Source organism: Xanthomonas sp. NCPPB 1068 (genome assembly GCF_041479385.2).
In the GTDB taxonomy this organism is placed as follows: domain Bacteria; phylum Pseudomonadota; class Gammaproteobacteria; order Xanthomonadales; family Xanthomonadaceae; genus Xanthomonas; species Xanthomonas cannabis.
In genome coordinates, this window is record NZ_CM192986.1 from 2,022,949 (window position 1) to 2,043,222 (window position 20,274).

Genomic DNA, 20,274 nt, shown 5'->3' on the forward strand with positions numbered 1-20,274 from the left:
GGCAGCTCGTTGGACCGGTGTTTTTCCTATCGATGGCCACGCCATCGATCGCGAGGGGAGCCGGAGGAATGATCGCCGTGATCGATCCGCCTACTAAGCGCCGCCTTTTCGCAGCACACGCGTGGCTGACTGCTGTTTGCCTGACGCTGGTGTTGCTCTTCATGACGTCCACCGTGGCTGCGGCCGAGCCCGCCACGCCAGGACCCTATCAGTGGCGTAGCGTCGCCATCGGCGGTGGCGGCTTTGTCACCGGCGTGCTGTTTCATCCTGCCGAGCGCGATCTTGCCTATGCCCGTACCGATGTCGGTGGTGCATACCGCTGGGATGCGCAGGCGCAGCAGTGGGTGGCGCTGACCGACTGGTTGGGCGCCGACGACTGGAACCTGATGGGGATCGATGCCTTCGCCATCGATCCTGCCAACCCCGAGGCCATCTACCTGGCTGCCGGGACCTACATGCACGAGCGTGCCGGCAATGCAGCCGTGCTGCGCTCGTTCGACCGCGGCCGCAGCTTCGCGCGCGCCGATCTGCCGTTCAAGCTCGGCGGCAATCAACTGGGGCGCGCCAACGGCGAGCGGCTGGCGGTGGACCCGCACGATGGCCGTGTGCTGTTGCTGGGCTCGCGCGATGCCGGCCTGTGGCGCAGCACCGATCGCGGCGCGCACTGGGCGCGGGTGGAGGGATTTCCGGCCGAGGCATTGGCCGGCGCCACGGCGCGCAACCATGTCGGACGCGAACAGGCGGTGGGGATCGCCTTTGTGGTGTTCGACGCCGCCAGCGGCCGCGCCGGTGCTCCCACGCCGCGGATCTACGTCGGCGTGTCCACCGCGCAGACCAGTCTGTATGTTTCCGAGGATGCCGGCTGCAGCTGGTCGGCAGTGCCCGGGCAACCGCAGGGGCTGCGTCCCAGCCATATGGAAGGCGGCCGCGACGGGCACTGGTATCTGAGCTATGGCGATCAGCCTGGCCCGGATTTGATGGCCGGTGGTGCACTATGGAAATACACCCCCGCGCAGGCGCGCTGGAGCGAGATCAGCCCGATCGCGCAACCGGCCAATGGCGACGGCTTCGGCTGGGGCGCGGTGGCGGTGGATCCGCAACAACCGCAGGTGCTGCTGGCCAGCACCTTCCGTCGCCGCACGCCGCGCGATGAGCTGTTTCGCAGTATCGATGGCGGCAAGCACTGGACGCCGCTGTTGGCCGATGCGGTGTTCGATCACAGCGCCGCGCCATGGACCTCGCATGCGCGTCCGCACTGGATGGGCGCGTTGGCCGTCGATCCGTTCGACAGCAACCACGCCCTGTTCGTCACCGGTTACGGCATCTGGGCCTCGCGCAACCTGCAGGACTTCGCCAGTACGCAGCAGCCACTGCAGTGGTGGTTCCAGGACCGCGGGCTGGAAGAAACCGTGCCGCTGGATCTGCTCAGCCCGACGGCCGGTGCCCATCTGCTCAGCGCGCTCGGCGATATCGATGGATTTCGCCACGACGACCTGGACAGCGCGCAGCTGCAATACGCAGGCCCGCGTCTGACCAATGGCGAAAGCATCGACGCCGCCGGACAGGTTCCGATGACGGTGGTGCGCAGCGGCACGGTGCGCGACCGTCGCAACAACGAGATCCGCGCGCTGGTCTCGCGCGACGGTGGCGCGCACTGGGAGGCGTTCGCCAGTGAACCGCCGGCCGGGCAGGGCGCAGGCACCATCGCGATTGCGGCAGACGCCTCGCAGGTGATCTGGGCGCCGCAGGGCGGCGGCAACTGGCGCACGGCCACGATGGGCAAGCAGTGGCAGCGCGTGCAGGGGCTGCCGGACACTGCGGTCGTGGCGGCCGACCGCGTCGATGCGCAGCGCTGGTATGCCGTCGACACCGCCAGCGGGGGCCTGTATGCAAGTACCGATGGCGGGGCCAGCTTCCGTAACACCGGGCAGCAGGTCGGCAATCCGGCACGCGATGAGCGCGCCCGCCCGCAACTGCGGCCCGATCCATGGCGTGCCGGCGTGGTGTATCTGGCCAGCCCGTCGCTGGGCGTGATGCGGTGGCAGGACGGACGCCTGCAGACCCTGTCCAGGCCCGACGAAGCGCGCTCGCTGGGCATCGGCAAGCCGCTGCGTGACGGTGCGCCGCCGGCGCTCTACCTGGCCGGCCGCGTGGACGGCGTGGATGGCGTGTTCCGTTCCGACGACGAAGGCGCGCATTGGCTGCGCATCAACGACGACGCGCACCGCTTCGGCAAGCCCTATAGCGTCACCGGCGACCCACGACGTCCCGGTCGGGTGTATTTCGCCACCGGTGGGCGTGGCATCTTCTACGGCGACCCACGATGAGCGCTGCATGCCTGCGCGCGTCATCGCGCTGTCGTACCGTGACTGGCTTCATCCCCCGCCGAACCGTTGCGCGCCGACCGGCCGCGCCGACCCTGGAGATCACCGCATGACCGTTCCTTTCGTCCGCCGCGCATGCCTGCTGGGTCTGGCCCTGGCCAGCCCGCTCGCGCTGGCCCAGCCGACGCTGCCCTTGCTGTTTGCCGATGGCGCGGTGTTGCAGCGCGACCAGCCGATGCCGGTGTGGGGATGGGCGACGCCGAAGGCGACCATCACCGTCAGCTTCGACGGCAAGCGCGCCACCGCCAAGGCCGATGCGACCGGGCAGTGGAAGGTCCGGCTGCCCGCGCACACTGCCGGTGGCCCCTACGTGCTGCGTGTGCAGGGCGACGGTGGCGACGTGCAGGTGCGCGATGTGCTGGTGGGCGACGTGTGGCTGGCCAGCGGGCAATCGAACATGGAATGGCCGCTTGCCCAGGCAAGCGATGGCGCACAGGCGGTGGCCGCGGCCAACGACCCGCAGCTACGCCATTTCAAGGTGCCCAAGTCGTGGTCGGTGCAGCCGGAAGCACGCCTGACCGGCGGCGACTGGAAGGCGGCCACGCCGGCCAATGCCGGTGAGTTCACTGCGGTTGGCTACTTCTTCGCCAAGGAGCTGCGTGCCAGCACCGGCGTGCCGATCGGCATCGTCAACAGCACCTGGGGCGGCAGTGCCATCGAAGCATGGATGGATGCCGCGTCGCTTGGTTTGAATGCCGACCAGAACCAGGGCGCGATCGAGGCGATCAAGCAACGCGACGCCGCCGCGCAGGCCGCCACCGGCAAGCGCATCGCGCGCTGGCCCAAGGTCGATGGCGACATGCCGCAGTGGCGCGAATCTGATTTCGACGACAGCGACTGGGACAGCATCCCGACCACCCAGCAATGGGAAGCCAGCGGCTATGACGGCATGGACGGCATCGCCTGGTATCGCACCACGGTGACCCTGAGCGCTGCCGAGGCCAAGGCCGGCATAGCGCTGGGCGTGGGCCAGATCGACGACTCGGACATCACCTACGTCAACGGCCAGCAGGTCGGTACCACCGAGAAGCAGTGGAACCTGCCGCGCGTCTACCGCGTGCCGGCATCCGCATTGCATGCCGGCGTCAACCACATCGCGGTGCGCGTGGAAGACCTCAGCGGCGGTGGCGGCATGCATGGCCCCGATGAACAGCGCTTCGTGCAGACCAACGCGGGCGCCAAACGCGCGTTGAGCGGCTGGAAATTCCGACCCGCCGCGGTGCGGGTGTCCTTGACCGACAACAAGAACCAGCTGCCCACGCTGCTGTACAACCAGATGATCCACCCGCTGCAGCCGTTCCCGGTCAAGGGCGTGATCTGGTACCAGGGGGAGACCAATGCCACCGACAGCGGCGCGGTGAAGTACCGCGAGCAGTTCGCCGCGATGATCCAGCAGTGGCGCGCCGAGCGTGGCGACAAGACGCTGCCGTTCTTGTGGGTGCAGCTGGCCAACTTCAAGGCCGGCGGCGATAAGGGCGAGCTGAGCCCGTGGGCCCTGCTGCGCGAGTCGCAGTCCAAGACCTTGGCGCTGCCGGCGACCGGGCAGGCGGTGATCATCGATATCGGCAACCCCACCGACATCCATCCCACCAACAAGCGCGATGTGGGGCATCGCCTGGCGCTGGCCGCGCGGCATGTGGCCTATGGCCAGACGCTGGTGTACAGCGCGCCGGTATTCAAGCGGGCGAGCTTCGACGGCGGCAAGGCGGTGCTGAGTTTCGACCTGCAGGGCAGTGCGTTGCAGGTGCGCGGCGGCGGTGCAGTGCAGGGCTTTCGCATTGCCGGCGCCGATCAGCGCTTCCATCCGGCCACTGCGCAGATCGACGGCGACCACGTGACCGTGCGCAGCGATGCGGTGCCTGCACCGGTGGCGGTGCGCTACGGCTGGAGCGAGAACCCCGACGACGCCAACCTGGTCAATCGCGACGCCCTTCCTGTTTCCCCCTTCCGCACCGATACCTGGTGACACGGAGTCTTATGTCCATGCATTCCCCCGTTACGCGTGTGATCTCTTCTTCCACTGCACGCCGTTGTCTGCGTCCGCTGCTGCTGTCTGCGTTGACGCTGGCGCTGGCGGCCTGTCAGTCCGGCGAGCAGGACACCAGCGCAAAGTCCGGCGCCGCCACACCGGCCGCCAACACCGCCGCCGCGCCGGCAGGCGGCGCAGCAGCGCCGGCCACGCAGACGCCGATGCCGCAGTTCGTCAGCAAGGACGGCAAGCATGCGTTGATGGTCGACGGCGCGCCGTTTTTGATCCTCGGCGCGCAGGTCAACAACTCCAGCAACTATCCCGGGGTGATGGACAAGGTGTGGCCGGCGATCCAGGTGCTGGGCCCCAACACCGTGCAGGTGCCGATCGCCTGGGAACAGGTGGAGCCGGAAGAAGGCAAGTTCGATTTCTCCTTCGTCGATACGCTGCTCACCCAGGCGCGCGAGCACAAGGTGCGCCTGGTACTGCTGTGGTTTGCAACCTGGAAGAACAACGGCCCGCAATACGCGCCGCATTGGGTCAAGACCGACAACCAGCGTTTCCCGCGCGTGGTGACGCGCGAAGGCAAGTCGATCGGCTCGCTGTCGCCGCATGCGCAGGCCACCCTGGATGCCGATCGCAAGGCGTTCGTCGCCTTCATGCAGCATCTGAAGAAAGTTGACCCGCAACACACCGTGATCATGATCCAGCCGGAGAACGAGGCGGGCACCTATGGCAGCGTGCGCGACTTCTCGCCGATGGCGCAGAAGCTGTTCGACGGCCCGGTGCCGGAGGAGCTGCTCAAGCGCCTGAACAAGCAGCCCGGCAGCTGGGCGCAGGTATTCGGTGCCGATGCCGATGAGTTCTTCCATGCCTGGTCGATCGGCCGTTACATCGACCAGGTGACCGAAGCCGGCAAGGCCGAATATCCGTTGCCGATGTACGTCAACGCCGCGCTGCGTGGCCCGTTCAATCCGGGCCAGCCCGGCCAGTACGCCAGCGGTGGCCCCACCGACAACGTGCTGGATGTGTGGAAGGCCGCCGGCCCGCATATCGACCTGCTGGCGCCGGACATCTACATGCCCGAATACCGCATGTACACCACGGTGCTGGAGCGTTACGCGCGGCCGGACAATGCCTTGTTCGTCGCCGAAACCGGCAACCGCCCCGAGTACGCGCGCTACCTGTTCCCGACGCTGGGCCATGACGGCATCGGCTGGTCGGCGTTCGGCATGGATTACACGCGCTATTCCAACTACCCGTTGGGTGCCAAGCACGTCAACGAAGAAACCCTGGCGCCGTTCGCGCTGGGCTTTGACCTGGTCAAGCGCGGCATGCGTCCGTTCGCCAAGGCCGCGTCGGAAGGCAAGCTGCACGGCACCGCCGAAGAACCCGGCCAGGCCGTGCAGGAGCTCAAGCTCAACGACCGCTGGAGCGCCACCATCACTTACGGTGTGCCGCAGTTCTGGTTCAAGGGCGAGCCGCCGGGCAACCCGGAGCCGATCGGTGCTGCGCTGATCGCCGAGCTGGGCCCGGACGAGTTCCTGGTCACCGGCTACCACGCGCGCGTCACCCTGCACCCGGCCAGCGAAGCGACCGCCAACATGATTTACGACCGCGTCGAAGAGGGCGTCTACGAAGGCACGGACTGGAAGTTCGAGCGCAACTGGAATGGCGACCAGACCGATTACGGCGTCAATTTCTCCAGCGCGCCGCAACTGCTCAAGATCAAGCTCGCCACCTTCAAGTAAGCGTGGGTGGCACCCGCTGCGCCGGCCTCATGCCGGCGTAGCAGATGCGACCGACGCGGCATGGTGCACCGATGCACCTGGCCGCTACCACGCCCACCGGACGACTGCCTGCAACGCGGTTGACCACACCATCATCAAGACCACGCAGCGCTGCCCCTCGCAGCCTGTTTCGCAATTCAAAGGGAGTGACCATGCAAACCACCATCCGTTCCGCCGGCACCGTGCCTGCCAACCGGCGTACACCGCTGGCCCACTGCCTGGCGTTGTCGCTGGCCCTGCTGGCCAATGCCGCGCATGCGCAGGAAGTCCGCAAGGCCGCCGATGGCGTCACCGTGGTGCCGAGCGCCAAGGGCGCTGCACCGGTGCGCCTGCAGGTGGTCGATAGCGGCATCATCCGTGTCAGCGCGGACCCGGACGGCGACTTCGCCCGTAGCCCCAGCCTGATGCGCGTGCCGGTGCAGGGCGACACCGCCTTCCAGGTAGCCGAGCAGGGCGACAACGTGCAGCTGAAGACCGGCAAGGTCACCGCCACCGTCTCCACCGTCGATGGCCATGTCAGCTTTGCCGATGCCAACGGCAAGCCGGTGCTGTCGGAAGTGGCCGGCGGGCGCAGCTTTGCCCCGCTGAAGGTGGAAGGCAAGCAGTACCTGAGCGTGCGTCAGCGCTTCCAGTCGCCTGATGACGAAGCGCTGTACGGCTTCGGCCAGCACCAGCAGGGCTGGATGAACCAGAAGGGCCGCAACGTCGAGTTGCAGCAGAACAACCTCGACATGGCGGTGCCGTACCTGGTCTCCAGCCGCAACTACGGCCTGCTGTGGGACAACAACTCGATCAGCCGCCTGGGCGACCCGCGTGGCCTGCAGCCGCTGTCCCAGACGCTCAAGTTGTACGACGCCAAGGGCAAGCCGGGCGGCCTGACCGCGCGCTACGCGATCGATGGCAAGCAGGTGCTGGAGCGCCGCGAAAGCGAGGTGAACTACCAATACCTCAGCAACCTGGCCAAGTTCCCCAAGAAGGCGATGTCCAAGGACAAGAACAGCCGCATGCAGGTCACCTGGGAGGGCGAGATCGAAGCGCTCACCGCTGGCGAGCACACGTTCTCGCTGTACCTGAGCGAGTACGGCAAGGTCTATGTGGACGGCAAGCTGGTCATCGATCGCTGGCGCCAGAACTGGAACCCGTGGAATCACGAGTTCACCCTCGACCTGGAGCCGGGCACGCGCCACTCCGTCAAGGTCGAATGGGACATGATCGACCCCAGCTACATCGCATTGCTGCATCGCGACCCGCTGCCCGCGACCGAGGCGAAAGACCTGTCGCTGTGGTCCGAAGCCGGCCAGATGATCGATTATTACTTCGTGTCCGCCGATTCGTACGACCAGGCCGTGGCCGGCTATCGCGAGCTCACCGGCAAGTCGGTGATGCTGCCCAAGTGGGCCTATGGGTTCTGGCAGAGCCGTGAGCGCTACAAGAGCCAGGACGAGCTGGTCGGCGCGGTGGCCGAATACCGCAAGCGCAAGCTGTCGCTGGACAACATCGTGCTCGACTGGTCGTACTGGCCGGAAAACGCCTGGGGCTCGCATGATTTCGACCCCAAGCACTTCCCGGACCCGGATGGGATGGTCAAGGCCGTGCACGACATGCACGCGCAGATCATGATTTCGATCTGGCCCAAGTTCTATCCCACCACCGCCAACTACAAGGAACTGGATGCCGCCGGTTTCATGTTCAAGCGCAACGTGGAAGTGGGCGAGCTGGACTGGATCGGCAAGGGCTACAAGAACTCGTTCTACGATCCGTACTCGGAAAAGGCGCAGGCCATCTACTGGCGCCAGGTCAATGAAAAGCTCAACAGCAAGGGCTTCGATGCCTGGTGGATGGACGCCGACGAGCCGGACGTGCATTCCAACCTGGACATCGCCGAGCGCAAGGCACGCACCACGCCCAATGCGCTGGGCTCGTCCACCGAGTACTTCAACTCCTATCCGCTGCCGCACACCCACGGGGTGTACGTGGGCGATCGTGCGGCCGACGACAAGCGCGTGTTCATCCTCTCGCGCAAGGGCTATGCGGGTACCCAGCGCAATGCGGTGGCGGTGTGGAGCGGCGACATCGTCTCGCGTTGGGACGACATGCGCGAGCAGATTTCCGGTGGCGTGAACATGGCGCTGTCGGGCCTGCCCAACTGGACCTTCGACATCGGTGGTTTTTCGGTGGAGAAGCGCTACGAGAACCAGGACCCGGCGCATCTGCCTGAGTGGCGCGAGCTCAACACGCGCTGGTTCCAGTTCGGTGCGTTCGTGCCGATCTTCCGTTCGCACGGCCAGTTCCCGTACCGCGAAATCTGGAACATCGCCCCGGAAGGCACGCCGTTCTACGAAAGCATGGCGTACTACAACCGCCTGCGTTACGCGTTGCTGCCGTACATCTACAGCCTGGCCGGCGATACCTACCAGCGCGATGGCGTGATCATGCGCGGCATGATGATGGACTTCCCCAACGACGCGAAGGCGCGCGATATCAACGACCAGTACCTGTTCGGCCCGGCATTCCTGGTCGCACCGGTCACCAGCTTCGGCGCCACCTCGCGGCAGGTATATCTGCCGGCCGGCACCAGCTGGCTGGATTTCGCCACCGGCAAGCGCTACGAGGGCGGCCAGAGCATCGAAGCCGCCGCGCCGATCGAACGCATGCCGCTGTTCGTGCGTGCCGGCTCCATCGTGCCGACCGGCCCGGTGCAGGAATACGTGGACCAGATCCCGGATGCGCCGCTCACCGTGGTGGTCTACACCGGCGCCGATGGCCAGTTCTCGCTGTATGAGGACGATGGCAAGGGCTATGGCTACGAGAAGGGCGAGTTCAGCCGCATTCCGCTGGTCTGGAACCAGGCCAAGGGCGAGCTGAGCATCGGCAAGCGCGAAGGCAGCTGGACCGGCATGCAGGCCAAACGCACCATCAACGTGCGCTTCGTCGATGGCCCGCGCGACGACGCCGGCGCACTCGCGCCCAAGACCGACACCACCATCCAGTACGACGGCAAGCCGGTCAGCGTGTTGCAGCGCAAGATTGCGTCCGGCAAAGCGCGTCGTCGATGATCGCAGGCTGTCTTCAGTCGATGAGCAAGCAGATGCCGGAACGCCGCAAGGCAGTCGCGGGCGGTTCCGGTGATGCAGCACGGCGGTGGCCGTGCTGACCCGTCGCGAACTATGCAAGGCAACCGGGGCCGCGCTTGCGGTCCTGGGCGCCGCACCGGTGGCTGCACAGGCGGCACGCGCTGCAACGGCCGGCGCTTTGCCAGCGGTGGCACCCGTCGGTGCCTTGCAGCTGTGGTATCGCGAACCGGCCAGTGAATGGGTGGAGGCCTTGCCGGTGGGCAATGGCCGTCTGGGTGCGATGGTGTGGGGCGGTATCGCCCACGAGCGCCTGCAACTCAACGAAGACACCCTGTATGCGGGCGGCCCCTACGATTCCACCAGCCCGGACGGATTGGCGGCGTTGCCGCAGGTGCGCGCGCTGATCTTCGCCGGGCGCTATGGCCAGGCCGAACAACTGGCCGATGCCAAGCTGCTCTCGCGCCCGCTCAAGCAGATGCCGTATCAACCGCTGGGCGATCTGCTGCTGGATTTCGATCGTGCCGACGGCATCAGCGAGTACCGGCGTCAGCTCGATCTGGACACCGCCGTGGCCACCACCACATTCCGCTCCGGCGGCGCGGTGCACACGCGCGAGGTGTTCGTTTCGGCGCAATCGCAGTGCATCGTGGTGCGTTTGTCGTGCGACCGGCCACGCGGCATTTCCCTGCGCGTGGGCATCGACAGCCCGCAAAGCGGCGAGGTCACCGCGGAGCAGGGCGGTTTGCTGTTCAGTGGCCGCAACGGCAGCTTCGCCGGCATCGAAGGCAAGCTGCGGTTTGCATTGCGGGTATTGCCGCAGGTGAAGGGCGGCACGGTCACCGCGTTGCGCGACCGTCTGCGCATCGAAGCGGCCGATGAAGTGGTGCTGCTGCTCACCGCCGCCACCAGTTACCAACGCTTCGATGCGGTCGATGGCGATCCGCTTGCATTGACCGCAGCAAGTCTGAAAAAAGCAGCCAGGCTGGATTTCCCGGCGCTGTTGCGTGCGCATCTGGCTGATCATCAACGCCTGTTCCGGCGTGTGGCAATCGACCTGGGCAGCAGCGACGCGGCAAGCCTGCCCACCGGCGAACGCGTGCAACGCTTCGCAGGCGGCAACGACCCGGCACTGGCCGCGCTGTATCACCAGTACGGCCGTTACCTGTTGATCTGCAGTTCGCGGCCCGGCACCCAGCCGGCCAACCTGCAGGGTATCTGGAACGACCTGATGCAGCCGCCGTGGGAAAGCAAGTACACCATCAACATCAACACCGAGATGAACTACTGGCCCAGCGAGGCCAACGCGCTGCACGAGTGCGTTGAACCGCTGGAATCCATGCTGTTCGATCTGGCCAAGACCGGCGCGCATACCGCCAAGGCGCTCTATGACGCGCCCGGTTGGGTGGTGCACAACAACACCGATCTGTGGCGCCAGGCCGGCCCCATCGATGGCGCCAAGTGGAGCCTGTGGCCGATGGGCGGGGTATGGTTGCTGCAGCAGCTGTGGGACCGCTGGGATTACGGCCGCGACCGCGCCTATCTGGGCAAGATCTATCCGCTGTTCAAGGGCGCGGCGGAGTTCTTCGTTGCCACCCTGGTGCGCGACCCGCAGACCGGTGCGATGGTCACCAACCCCTCGATCTCGCCGGAAAACCAGCACCCGTTCGGCGCGGCGGTGTGTGCCGGGCCGACCATGGATGCGCAGCTGTTGCGTGACCTGTTCGCGCAGTGCATCGCCATGAGCAAGCTGCTCGACGTGGATGCGGATTTCGCCCGGCAGCTGACCACGCTGCGCGAGCAGTTGCCGCCCAACCGCATCGGCAAGGCCGGCCAATTGCAGGAGTGGCAGCAGGATTGGGACATGCAGGCGCCGGAAATGCAGCACCGGCATGTTTCGCATCTGTATGCTCTGCATCCGTCCAGCCAGATCAACCTGCGCGATACGCCCGAGCTGGCCGCCGCAGCCAGGCGCACGCTGGAAATCCGTGGCGACAACACCACCGGCTGGGGCATCGGCTGGCGCTTGAACCTGTGGGCGCGGCTGGCCGATGGCGAGCATGCGTATCGCATCCTGCAATTGCTGATCTCGCCCGAACGCACCTATCCGAATCTGTTCGACGCGCATCCGCCGTTCCAGATCGACGGCAATTTCGGCGGCACCGCCGGCATCACCGAAATGCTGTTGCAAAGCTGGGGCGGCAGCGTGTTCCTGCTGCCCGCATTGCCCAGCGCCTGGCCGCGCGGCAGCGTGCGCGGCCTGCGTGTGCGCGGCGGTGCCAGCGTCGATCTGGAATGGGACGCCGGTCGCTTGCAGCAGGCACGGGTGCACAGCGATCGTGGCGGGCGTTATCAACTGTCCTACACCGGGCAGACCCTGGACCTGGAACTGGGCGCAGGCCGCACCCAGCAGGTAGGACTCAACAACAACCGATTGGTGAAGCAATGAGCTTGTACGTAGGACTGGACGTGGGCACGCAGAGCGTCAAGCTGGTGGCCTACGACGCGCAGGACCGCGCCGTGGTCGCCACCATCGCAGCGCCGATGGAGCTGATCAGCCGCGACGACGGCACCCGCGAGCAACAGGCGCAGTGGTGGATCGATGGCATCGCGCATTGCTTTGCCCAGCTCGACGGCGAGCAGCGTGCGCGCGTGCGCGGCATTTCCGTCTCCGGCCAGCAGCATGGCTTTGTGCCGGTGGCCGCCGATGGCAGCGTCACCGCACCGGTCAAGCTGTGGTGCGACACCAGCACCGCGCTGGAATGCGACGAGATCATGGATGCGGTCGGCGGCGCGGCAGGCAGTGTCGCAACCGCCGGCAACCCGATCATGGCCGGCTACACCGCCTCCAAGTTGCCGTGGACGCGCAAGCACCGTCCCGAGGCATACGCCGCGATGACCACGGTGATGCTGCCGCACGACTACATCAACTTCTGGCTCACCGGCGAGCGCTTTGCCGAAGTCGGCGATGCCTCCGGCACCGGCTGGCTGGACGTACGCACGCGGCAGTGGTCCGAGCGCATGCTCGGTGCGGTGGATGCGCAGCGCGACCTGCGTGAGGCATTGCCGCCGCTGGTGGAAACCGGCGCGGTCTACCCATTGTCCGATGCCGCGGCCGAGGCGTTGAATTTGCCGGCCGGCGTACGCGTCACCACCGGCGGTGGCGACAACATGATGGCTGCCATCGGCACCGGCAACGTGGTGCCGGGCCGCCTGACCATGAGCCTGGGCACCAGCGGCACCTTGTTCGCCTACGCCGATCACCCGGTGGTGGACGACGAGGCACGCTGGGCCGCGTTCTGCTCGTCCAGCGGCGGCTGGCTGCCGCTGATCTGCACGATGAACTGCACCGTCGCCACCGAAGCGGTGATGCGCATGTTCTCCATCACCCGCGACCAGACCGAAGCGATGATCGCCGACACTGCGCCGGGCGCCGACGGCCTGGTGTTGCTGCCGTTCTTCAACGGCGAGCGCACGCCCAACTTGCCCGATGCACGCGGTTGCCTGTTCGGCATGGACCTGCACAACACCACCGCCGCGCATTTCTATCGCGCCGCGATGGAAGGGGCGACCTATAGCCTGCGCAACGGCTTCGACGCCTTCGTGGCGGCCGGCCTGCAGTTCGACACCATCCTGCTCACCGGCGGCGGCAGCAAGAGCGCGCAGTGGCGGCAGATGGTGGCCGACGTGTTCAACCTGCAGGTCGTGGTGCCGACCCAGCCCGAAGGCGCGGCCTTCGGTGCGGCGCTGCAGGCCCTGTGGGCCTGCGACCGCGACGATGGTGGCGACGCCGCGCTGTCGGACGTGGTGCTGGAGCACCTGCAGGTGGACGATGCGCTTGCCGCGCAGCCCGACCCGCAGCGCGTGGCCCAGTACCAGCAGCACTACCAGACCTTTCTCAAGCACCTGCAGGTCGTCAGCCCGCTCTACGCCGGCTGAGCGACACGCCTTTTTCTACAACTCCCCCAGCAGCAAGGACATCACACCCCATGAGCAACACCGTTTTCATCGGCGCGAAGGAATATTTCCCCGGCATCGGCAAGATCGGCTTCGAAGGCCGCGACTCCGACAACCCGCTCGCGTTCAAGGTCTACGACGCCAACAAGAAGATCGGCGACAAGACCATGGCCGAGCATCTGCGCTTTGCCGTGGCCTACTGGCACAGCTTCTGCGGCAACGGCGCCGATCCGTTCGGCCCGGGTACGCGTGCGTATCCGTGGGATATCGGCAACAGCGTGCTCGACCGTGCCGAAGCCAAGGCCGATGCCGCATTCGAATTCTTCACCAAGCTCGGCGTGCCGTATTACTGCTTCCACGACATCGACCTGTCGCCGGATGCGGACGATATCGGCGAGTACGAAAGCAACCTCAAGCACATGGTGGGCATCGCCAAGCAGCGCCAGGCCGACACCGGCATCAAGCTGCTGTGGGGCACCGCCAACCTGTTCTCGCACCCGCGCTACATGAATGGTGCATCCACCAACCCGGACTTCAACGTGGTGGCGCGTGCCGCCGTGCAGGTCAAGGCCGCGATCGATGCCACGGTGGAGCTGGGCGGCGAAAACTACGTGTTCTGGGGCGGCCGCGAAGGCTATGCCTGCCTGCACAACACCCAGATGAAGCGCGAGCAGGACAACATGGCGCGCTTCCTCACCCTGGCACGCGACTACGGCCGCGCGATCGGCTTCACCGGCAACTTCCTGATCGAGCCCAAGCCCATGGAGCCGATGAAGCACCAGTACGACTTCGACAGCGCCACCGTGATCGGCTTCCTGCGTCAGCATGGCCTTGACCAGGATTTCAAGCTCAATATCGAAGCCAACCACGCCACGCTCTCGGGTCACAGCTTCGAGCACGATCTGCAGGTTGCCAGCGATGCCGGCCTGCTCGGCAGCATCGATGCCAACCGCGGCAATCCGCAGAATGGCTGGGACACCGACCAGTTCCCGACCGATCTGTACGACACCGTCGGCGCGATGCTGGTGGTGCTGCGCCAGGGCGGGCTGGCACCGGGCGGGTTGAATTTCGATGCCAAGGTGCGCCGCGAATCGTCCGACCCGCAGGATCTGTTCCTGGCGCACATCGGTGGCATGGACGCGTTTGCACGTGGTCTTGAGGTTGCCAACGCATTGCTGACGTCTTCGCCGTTGGAAACCTGGCGCGCCGAGCGTTACGCCAGCTTCGACAGCGGCGCCGGTGCCGATTTTGCCAACGGCACCAGCACGCTGGCGGATCTGGCCAAGTACGCCGCCGGCAATGCGCCCAAGCAGATCAGCGGCCGTCAGGAAGCCTACGAAAACCTGATCAATCAGTATCTGACGCGTTGATGTCCCGTGGCCGGCGGCGCACTGCGCGTCGCCGGCCGATGTCGGCCACCCCCGTGGCCGCTCCTTTGCATGCTTCCAGGTGAACCCATGTCCAGTGTCTCCATAAACGGCGCCCCCGATGCCGGTGAGAACACCCGTTTTATCGTCCTGATCAGTTGCGTAGCCACGATCGGCGGATTCTTGTTCGGTTTCGATAGCGGCGTGATCAACGGCACTGTCGATGGCCTGAAGCAGACCTTCAATTCCAGTGCCGCCGAGACCGGTTTCGAAGTCGCCTCGATGCTGCTGGGTTGCGCCATCGGCGCCTTCTTTGCAGGCCGCCTGGCCGACCGCTGGGGCCGCCGCGCGGTCCTGATCATTTCTGCGGCGCTGTTCCTGCTCTCGGCCATCGGCGCCGGCGCCTCGCACAGCTCCGGCTTCTTCATCTTTGCGCGCGTGATGGGCGGCTTTGCCGTCGGCGCGGCGAGTGTCATTTCACCGGCGTATATCGCCGAGGTTGCCTCGGCCCGTTATCGCGGCCGGCTGGCGACGATGCAGCAGATCGCCATCATCAGCGGGCTGTTCTGCGCTTTTCTGAGCAATTACCTGCTGGCCAACGCCGCCGGTGCCTCCACCGAGCCGTTGTGGGCCGGGCAGGCCGCCTGGCGCTGGATGTTCTGGATGCAGGCGGTCCCCTCGATCCTGTTCCTGTTGCTGCTGCTGGTCATCCCCGAAAGCCCGCGCTTCCTGGTGGTCAAGGGCCGCCGTGAGCAGGCGCTGGTAGTGCTCAAGCGCCTGTACGGCAATGCCGCCGCGCAGACCAAGCTGAGCGAGATTTCCGCCTCGATGTCGGCCGACCAGCACAAGCCCAAGTTCTCCGACCTGATCAACAAGACCACCGGCAAGATCCGCCCGATCGTCTGGATCGGTATTGGCCTGGCGGTGTTCCAGCAGTTGGTCGGCATCAACGTGGTGTTCTACTACGGCGCGGTGTTGTGGCAGGCGGTGGGCTTCTCCGAGCAGGACGCGCTGCTGATCAACGTGCTCTCCGGCGGCCTCAGCATCGGCGCCTGCCTGGTCACGGTGATGTTGGTCGACAAGATCGGCCGCAAGCCGCTGCTGTGGATCGGTTCGGCCGGCATGGCCGTGTCGCTGGCGCTGGTGACCTACGCGTTCGCCACCGCTTCGCTGGACGCCAATGGCAAGCTGGCCATGTCCGATGCCATGGGCATGCTCGCGCTGGTGGCCGCCAACGTCTACGTGGTGTTCTTCAACGCCTCGTGGGGTCCGGTGATGTGGGTGATGCTGGGCGAGATGTTCCCCAACCAGATCCGCGGCTCGGGCCTGGCGATCGCCGGTGCCGCGCAGTGGACCTCCAACTTCGCCATCACCGTCAGCTTCCCGATCCTGCTCGGCAGCATTGGCTTGGCCGGCGCCTACGGCATCTACACCGTCGCCGCCTTCATTTCGGTGTTCTTCGTCCTCAAGTATGTCTACGAGACCAAGGGCAAGGAACTGGAACAAATGGAGGGCTGATCGCCTCTGTATGCCGATATCGGCATGGAAAACGAAGAAGGCCGCGCACTGCGCGGCCTTTTTTCTTGGGATGATTTCTTATGGCCAAACGCTATGCACGCTTGCATAAGCCGCATCAGCAAGCCGAACCAGGCAGCAAGGCCTGGTTCGCGTCATCAGCATTGCGCGCTTGTGTTCCTCTCCAATGAATCGTCGGATAGCGCTGCTATCGCTTGCTACCGAGCTCAGCGCGCATCCATGTATGGGGCTAATGCACCAGCAAAGTGCAATGCGCGTCGTTAAACGCACACGCTACGCGCAAGAACGTACACGCCTTTATCGCAATGTGTGCGCCATCGCTATACTCCGTTGAGCAGTTCCCTCCAGACTAGGACGCATCGTGGAACCAAGGAGTGGTGGTATGGCGGTAGCTAAAGACCTTGTCAGAGGCATGCTGATCAGCGTGTGCTACTGCTTGGCGTTTCTGATCCTCTGGCGCTTGTCCATTGATCAGTGGTATCTGCCAGTAGGCCTGCGAGTCGTCACCTTACTTTTTCGACCTTACCGCGAATGGCCGTTTCTGCTCTTGGGTGACGCTGCGGCAATGTTGGCCTTGCGTATTCCGCTTGGTCAGCTGCAAGGGTTCAGCCCGCTATGGTCGTACCTGAGTCCATTTTTGCATGGGCCCTTGGTTGCAGGTGGCGTATTACTGCTTCGCCACCACGTTCCACATATCGTCAAGAGTCAGCATTTGCTTGTTCTCGCAGCACTCGCACTAGGATTTTGGAACGCAGCATGTAGCATGGCGCTGAATGGGGTGCTCGGCGGACCACCGATTTATCCTGTGATTGATCTGCTGCTGCGTTATTGCTCCGGTGGCTACCTTGGAACATTGGTCTTGTTGCTTCCGACGATGTTGTGGGTCAATTGGAACGACGGCCCAGTGCATTCCGGTCTTTCGCGAGATTTTGCCGTTGCTGTCGTTGCCATCCTTGGCCTTTTCTTCAGTGTGGGTATCTCAAGCGATCGATCGATTCGAAATTTTTTAATGGCCGCAATGCTTGTGCCAATGATTGTGCTGACTGTCAGGCAGGGGTGGAGGGGCACTGCATTGGGAGCGTTATTGGCAAGCTTTGGGCTAGAGTTCTCTCTCCCAAGGGTTTATCAGGTCGGACTCTTTGATCAGAATGTTTATAATATCCAACTGCTTTATGCGGTCATAACGACTGCTCTTTTTGTTTTCAATGCTCGCCTACGTGATTTTGCCCGCAGTGGCGCTTCAAATGGCGCAAAGTATGACCCTTTTGTATTTGCTCGTGCAAGCTATTCCAGCGCGGAACGCCTATTGCGTAATCGTGTGCTTGAATATTCTGACATCAATGTGCAAATTAACAGAATGCGCAAAGATGTTGTAACAGACCTTAGGGCGAAGGGGCAGCATGCGGTTGCAATGGAAATTACGCGGGTTGGCGTGCTTGAGTCGCAGTTGCTACAGCAGTATGTGGCTGCTTTGTATCCACTAGAGATCGAAACACATGGTCTCTATCAAGCATTACGTTCGCCTGCGCTTGAGCGCTTCTGTCAATCCCAGTTTGAATTTGTATTCCGTGGAAGTTGTAAAAATCTTTCGTTAGAACTGCAGTTGAGCGCTTATCGCAGTGTGCTGAACTGTGTCGAGATTCTGCCGTCGGCTAGCCGGCATTTCATCCAGGCACGGGCCTGGACAGGCAGAGGTGCTAGAGGGGTTGCGGTGCGCGTTATAGCGGATTCTTCGCCGACTAAGCTGGTTGGGCGCGAATCAGACGATATCGAAGCCGAACTAGTAGCACGCCTGAAAGCGCATGGCGGTGCGCTTCGCCGCCGCCATGCGTTAGTTCTCACATTTCTTGTTGCTGAGTCCGATGCTGTGGAGGTCAGGGGGAGACTATCCACTGTTCCCCAGTTGCTCCACGCCGAGTCAGTACCGTGAAGTTCTTTGTTTTATAAACAAGTCGTGCTTGATCGTGCTGAATTGCATCAAGTGTCGCCGCGTCATTTGAGTGCATGCTTGCAGAAATCCTATTTGCTGAGGGCAATACGACGCGCTCTACATCCTTGCCCATTGGCAGGGTCCAGATGGCGTTGTCTACTCTGGCAACTACTGCACGAACTACGCCGGTTACATCGTTGATCTGCAGATAAGTCACTCCATCACGATGTAGCTCGTATATAGCGAGCGATGGGTCAATGGCGAGGTTCGTGGCCTTGGGGTTGCTATCGCCGAGGCCGGTCATCGCGTGTGCGCCAATGCCGCCACTTGGACAGCATTGAGCCATCGCCGCACCTGAAGCAAAAATTCCGGCGGTTAAGCAAAAACCCGTAAGCCATTTGTTTACGTTCTTCATGATTTGCCTTCCCCCTGCGCGGGGCAACTCCGCCTGCGATTCAGGCCCTTGTACGTTACGTCCTGGCGAAGAAGTTTTGTTGATTGTTTGTCGCAGAAAATCTTGGATTAATACTAGCTAGTAAGGGATGCCATTGATTAGCAGAGCCGCTCAGACGGATTTAACGGTCGTCGGACCTATCTATTTGAGCATGATGCGTTGCGTAGCGATGGTCCCAACTCAGCGGCTCGGTATCAGCTCGCTGTTAGCACGCCCGAACCACCCCATCACCTGCTGGTGATGCGCAGGCCCCCAACGACGCAGAAATTGCTGGGTGTGGTGATCGGCAGGGTCTTAGAACACGGTGAGACGCTAGGCATGAAGGTTGCTGTCAGGGCCTGGGCGCAGTCGATCTGAATGCAGCGACGCCAGGCGTCGTAGGTCTCGGGGATATGGTGGGACATGGGCGGCTTCTGGACGAGGAGATGAACGCGAAGGCGCAGGACGATAGTGACAAGCTTGCCTTTGGCGGATTAATGTTACTTTATAACACCTCATCTTTGCCGCGCAGTCTTGCCTCCCGTGTCCTGCCTTCTTCTATGTTTTAGCTGCCGTCCGGAATCGCACTGCGCTCTGCGCTGCCGTTTGCTGTGGCGGGTCGATTGCCTGAGTTGTGAGCGCAGGGCGTGATGCAGCGTCGGCACCTATTACGGGGTGGAGCTGCTGCCTTGATGCTTGCGCCGACGTTCGGGGCTGCGCAGGGGCTCCCGGCCTTGCGGGGGTGCCGCGTGCAACAGCAGGGCGAGTTGCTTCGCGTGCGGCTGGAGCTGGGCGCGCAGGTGGCCTACCGTAGTTTCAGGTTGTCCGATCCTGAGCGTGTGGTCATCGATCTTTCTGGCGTGTCGCCGCAGTCGCCTCGCATCGATCCGATGCCCGCCGGCGTTGCGGTGACCCGCATACGCAGCGCGCCGCATCTCGATGGTCTGCGCGTCGTGCTGGATCTGCGGCATCCCTGTACGGTCAACGTGCGCCGGGATGGCAGTGCGTTGGTGCTGGAGCTTGCCGCCATGCCCGGTGGCGCGGCCCTGACAGTCAGCGGCGATGTTGCAGCGACAGCGCCCGTAGGCCCGGCCCGCTCGCGCCTGCATCCCTACATCATCGCCATCGATGCCGGCCACGGCGGCAAGGATCCGGGTGCGGTCAGTGCCGATGCGCGTTACGAAAAACATGTCGCCATGGCGGTGGCCGGACGGCTGCACCAGCGCCTGTCTGCCGATGCACGCTACCGGCCCACCATGATCCGCAGCGACGACCGCTTCGTGCCGTTGCATGAGCGCGTCTTGATTGCGCATCGGCACAGCGCGGATCTGTTCGTCTCCATCCATGCCGATGCCGCGCCAACACGCGAAGCGCGTGGCGCCTCGGTGTTTGCGCTCTCGCAGACCGGTGCCAGTTCGGCACTGGCGCGCTGGATCGCCGATAGCGAGAACGCTGCCGACGACATGGGCGACACCGCGCGCCGGCTGCGGGTGCCGAGCAACCCGGTGCTGTCGCAGGTACTGGCCGACCTGTCGCTGAGCGGCACCATCGCCAGCAGCCTTGCATTTGGCACGTTGATGCTGGCGCGCCTGCAGCAGGTGACGCACCTGCACCAAAACCAGGTCGGGCAGGCCGGCTTTGCGGTGCTGAAATCGCCGGATATTCCCTCGTTGCTGGTGGAAACCGGCTTCATGAGCAATCGCGACGATTGCCGGCGCCTGTGTGGCGATACGCATCAGGACGAACTGGCGCAGACGCTGCATGCGGGCATCGACGACTACTTCGCTGCCTTTCCCGGTCGCACCTGAGCCGCGATTGCCACCTTTACCCTTCGACG

General features: G+C 64.2%; 11 protein-coding genes and 1 pseudogene. 10 read left to right on the forward strand and 2 right to left on the reverse strand.

Features of this window, described 5'->3' with window-relative positions:
- Positions 1-68 precede the first annotated feature (68 nt).
- The 9 genes from ACCQ12_RS08770 (at position 69) to ACCQ12_RS08810 (ending at position 18,004) form a co-directional block, all read left to right on the forward strand.
- Complete coding sequence (locus ACCQ12_RS08770; protein WP_372383396.1) at positions 69-2,327, forward strand: sialidase family protein; 2,259 nt, start codon at positions 69-71, stop codon at positions 2,325-2,327.
- 106 nt (positions 2,328-2,433) lie between these two features.
- On the forward strand, positions 2,434-4,350 hold the full coding sequence (locus ACCQ12_RS08775; protein WP_372383397.1) for a sialate O-acetylesterase: 1,917 nt from the start codon (positions 2,434-2,436) through the stop codon (positions 4,348-4,350).
- Between the two features lie 11 nt (positions 4,351-4,361).
- Entirely contained in the window at positions 4,362-6,104 is a 1,743-nt protein-coding gene (galD, locus tag ACCQ12_RS08780) for a GH35 family beta-galactosidase GalD (RefSeq protein WP_372383398.1), read from the forward strand.
- A 191-nt stretch (positions 6,105-6,295) separates the two neighbouring features.
- Positions 6,296-9,199 carry a TIM-barrel domain-containing protein gene (locus ACCQ12_RS08785; protein WP_104580152.1) on the forward strand — a complete coding sequence of 968 codons (2,904 nt, stop codon included), beginning with the start codon at positions 6,296-6,298 and terminating at the stop codon, positions 9,197-9,199.
- 91 nt (positions 9,200-9,290) lie between these two features.
- Positions 9,291-11,663 carry a glycoside hydrolase family 95 protein gene (locus ACCQ12_RS08790; RefSeq protein WP_372383582.1) on the forward strand — a complete coding sequence of 791 codons (2,373 nt, stop codon included), beginning with the start codon at positions 9,291-9,293 and terminating at the stop codon, positions 11,661-11,663.
- Positions 11,660-13,153 (forward strand): xylulokinase, encoded by a 1,494-nt coding sequence (gene xylB, locus ACCQ12_RS08795; protein WP_166743055.1) that lies wholly within the window; start codon positions 11,660-11,662, stop codon positions 13,151-13,153. Before ACCQ12_RS08790 ends, xylB begins: the two co-directional genes overlap by 4 nt.
- A 50-nt stretch (positions 13,154-13,203) precedes the next feature.
- Entirely contained in the window at positions 13,204-14,541 is a 1,338-nt protein-coding gene (gene xylA / locus ACCQ12_RS08800; RefSeq protein WP_372383399.1) for a xylose isomerase, read from the forward strand.
- 87 nt (positions 14,542-14,628) lie between these two features.
- A complete protein-coding gene (locus ACCQ12_RS08805; protein WP_372383400.1) occupies positions 14,629-16,056 on the forward strand; it encodes a sugar porter family MFS transporter in 1,428 nt (475 codons plus the stop codon).
- Positions 16,057-16,456: 400 nt separating this feature from the next.
- Complete coding sequence (locus ACCQ12_RS08810; protein ID WP_372383401.1) at positions 16,457-18,004, forward strand: MASE1 domain-containing protein; 1,548 nt, start codon at positions 16,457-16,459, stop codon at positions 18,002-18,004.
- Here the strand turns inward: ACCQ12_RS08810 and ACCQ12_RS08815 are convergent.
- Positions 17,949-18,419: a hypothetical protein gene (locus ACCQ12_RS08815; protein ID WP_372383402.1), complete on the reverse strand. Its 471-nt coding sequence runs from the start codon at positions 18,417-18,419 to the stop codon at positions 17,949-17,951. The two genes, ACCQ12_RS08810 and ACCQ12_RS08815, sit on opposite strands and share 56 nt — an antisense overlap.
- Positions 18,420-18,638: 219 nt before the next feature.
- Positions 18,639-18,862 (reverse strand): annotated as a pseudogene (locus ACCQ12_RS08820) (hypothetical protein).
- Between the two features lie 225 nt (positions 18,863-19,087).
- Here ACCQ12_RS08820 and ACCQ12_RS08825 point away from each other — a divergent pair.
- Complete coding sequence (locus ACCQ12_RS08825; RefSeq protein ID WP_372383403.1) at positions 19,088-20,245, forward strand: N-acetylmuramoyl-L-alanine amidase; 1,158 nt, start codon at positions 19,088-19,090, stop codon at positions 20,243-20,245.
- Positions 20,246-20,274 lie beyond the last annotated feature (29 nt).

Bases quoted from the DNA above. Each gene is read 5' to 3' on its own strand.
- ACCQ12_RS08770 (WP_372383396.1), top strand. From the start codon at position 69: ATGATCGCCGTGATCGATCCGCCTACTAAGCGCCGCCTTTTCGCAGCA.
- ACCQ12_RS08775 (WP_372383397.1), top strand. From the start codon at position 2,434: ATGACCGTTCCTTTCGTCCGCCGCGCATGCCTGCTGGGTCTGGCCCTG.
- galD (WP_372383398.1), top strand. From the start codon at position 4,362: ATGTCCATGCATTCCCCCGTTACGCGTGTGATCTCTTCTTCCACTGCA.
- ACCQ12_RS08785 (WP_104580152.1), top strand. From the start codon at position 6,296: ATGCAAACCACCATCCGTTCCGCCGGCACCGTGCCTGCCAACCGGCGT.
- xylB (WP_166743055.1), top strand. From the start codon at position 11,660: ATGAGCTTGTACGTAGGACTGGACGTGGGCACGCAGAGCGTCAAGCTG.
- xylA (WP_372383399.1), top strand. From the start codon at position 13,204: ATGAGCAACACCGTTTTCATCGGCGCGAAGGAATATTTCCCCGGCATC.
- ACCQ12_RS08805 (WP_372383400.1), top strand. From the start codon at position 14,629: ATGTCCAGTGTCTCCATAAACGGCGCCCCCGATGCCGGTGAGAACACC.
- ACCQ12_RS08810 (WP_372383401.1), top strand. From the start codon at position 16,457: ATGGCGGTAGCTAAAGACCTTGTCAGAGGCATGCTGATCAGCGTGTGC.
- ACCQ12_RS08815 (WP_372383402.1), bottom strand. From the start codon at position 18,419: ATGAAGAACGTAAACAAATGGCTTACGGGTTTTTGCTTAACCGCCGGA.
- ACCQ12_RS08825 (WP_372383403.1), top strand. From the start codon at position 19,088: ATGCAGCGTCGGCACCTATTACGGGGTGGAGCTGCTGCCTTGATGCTT.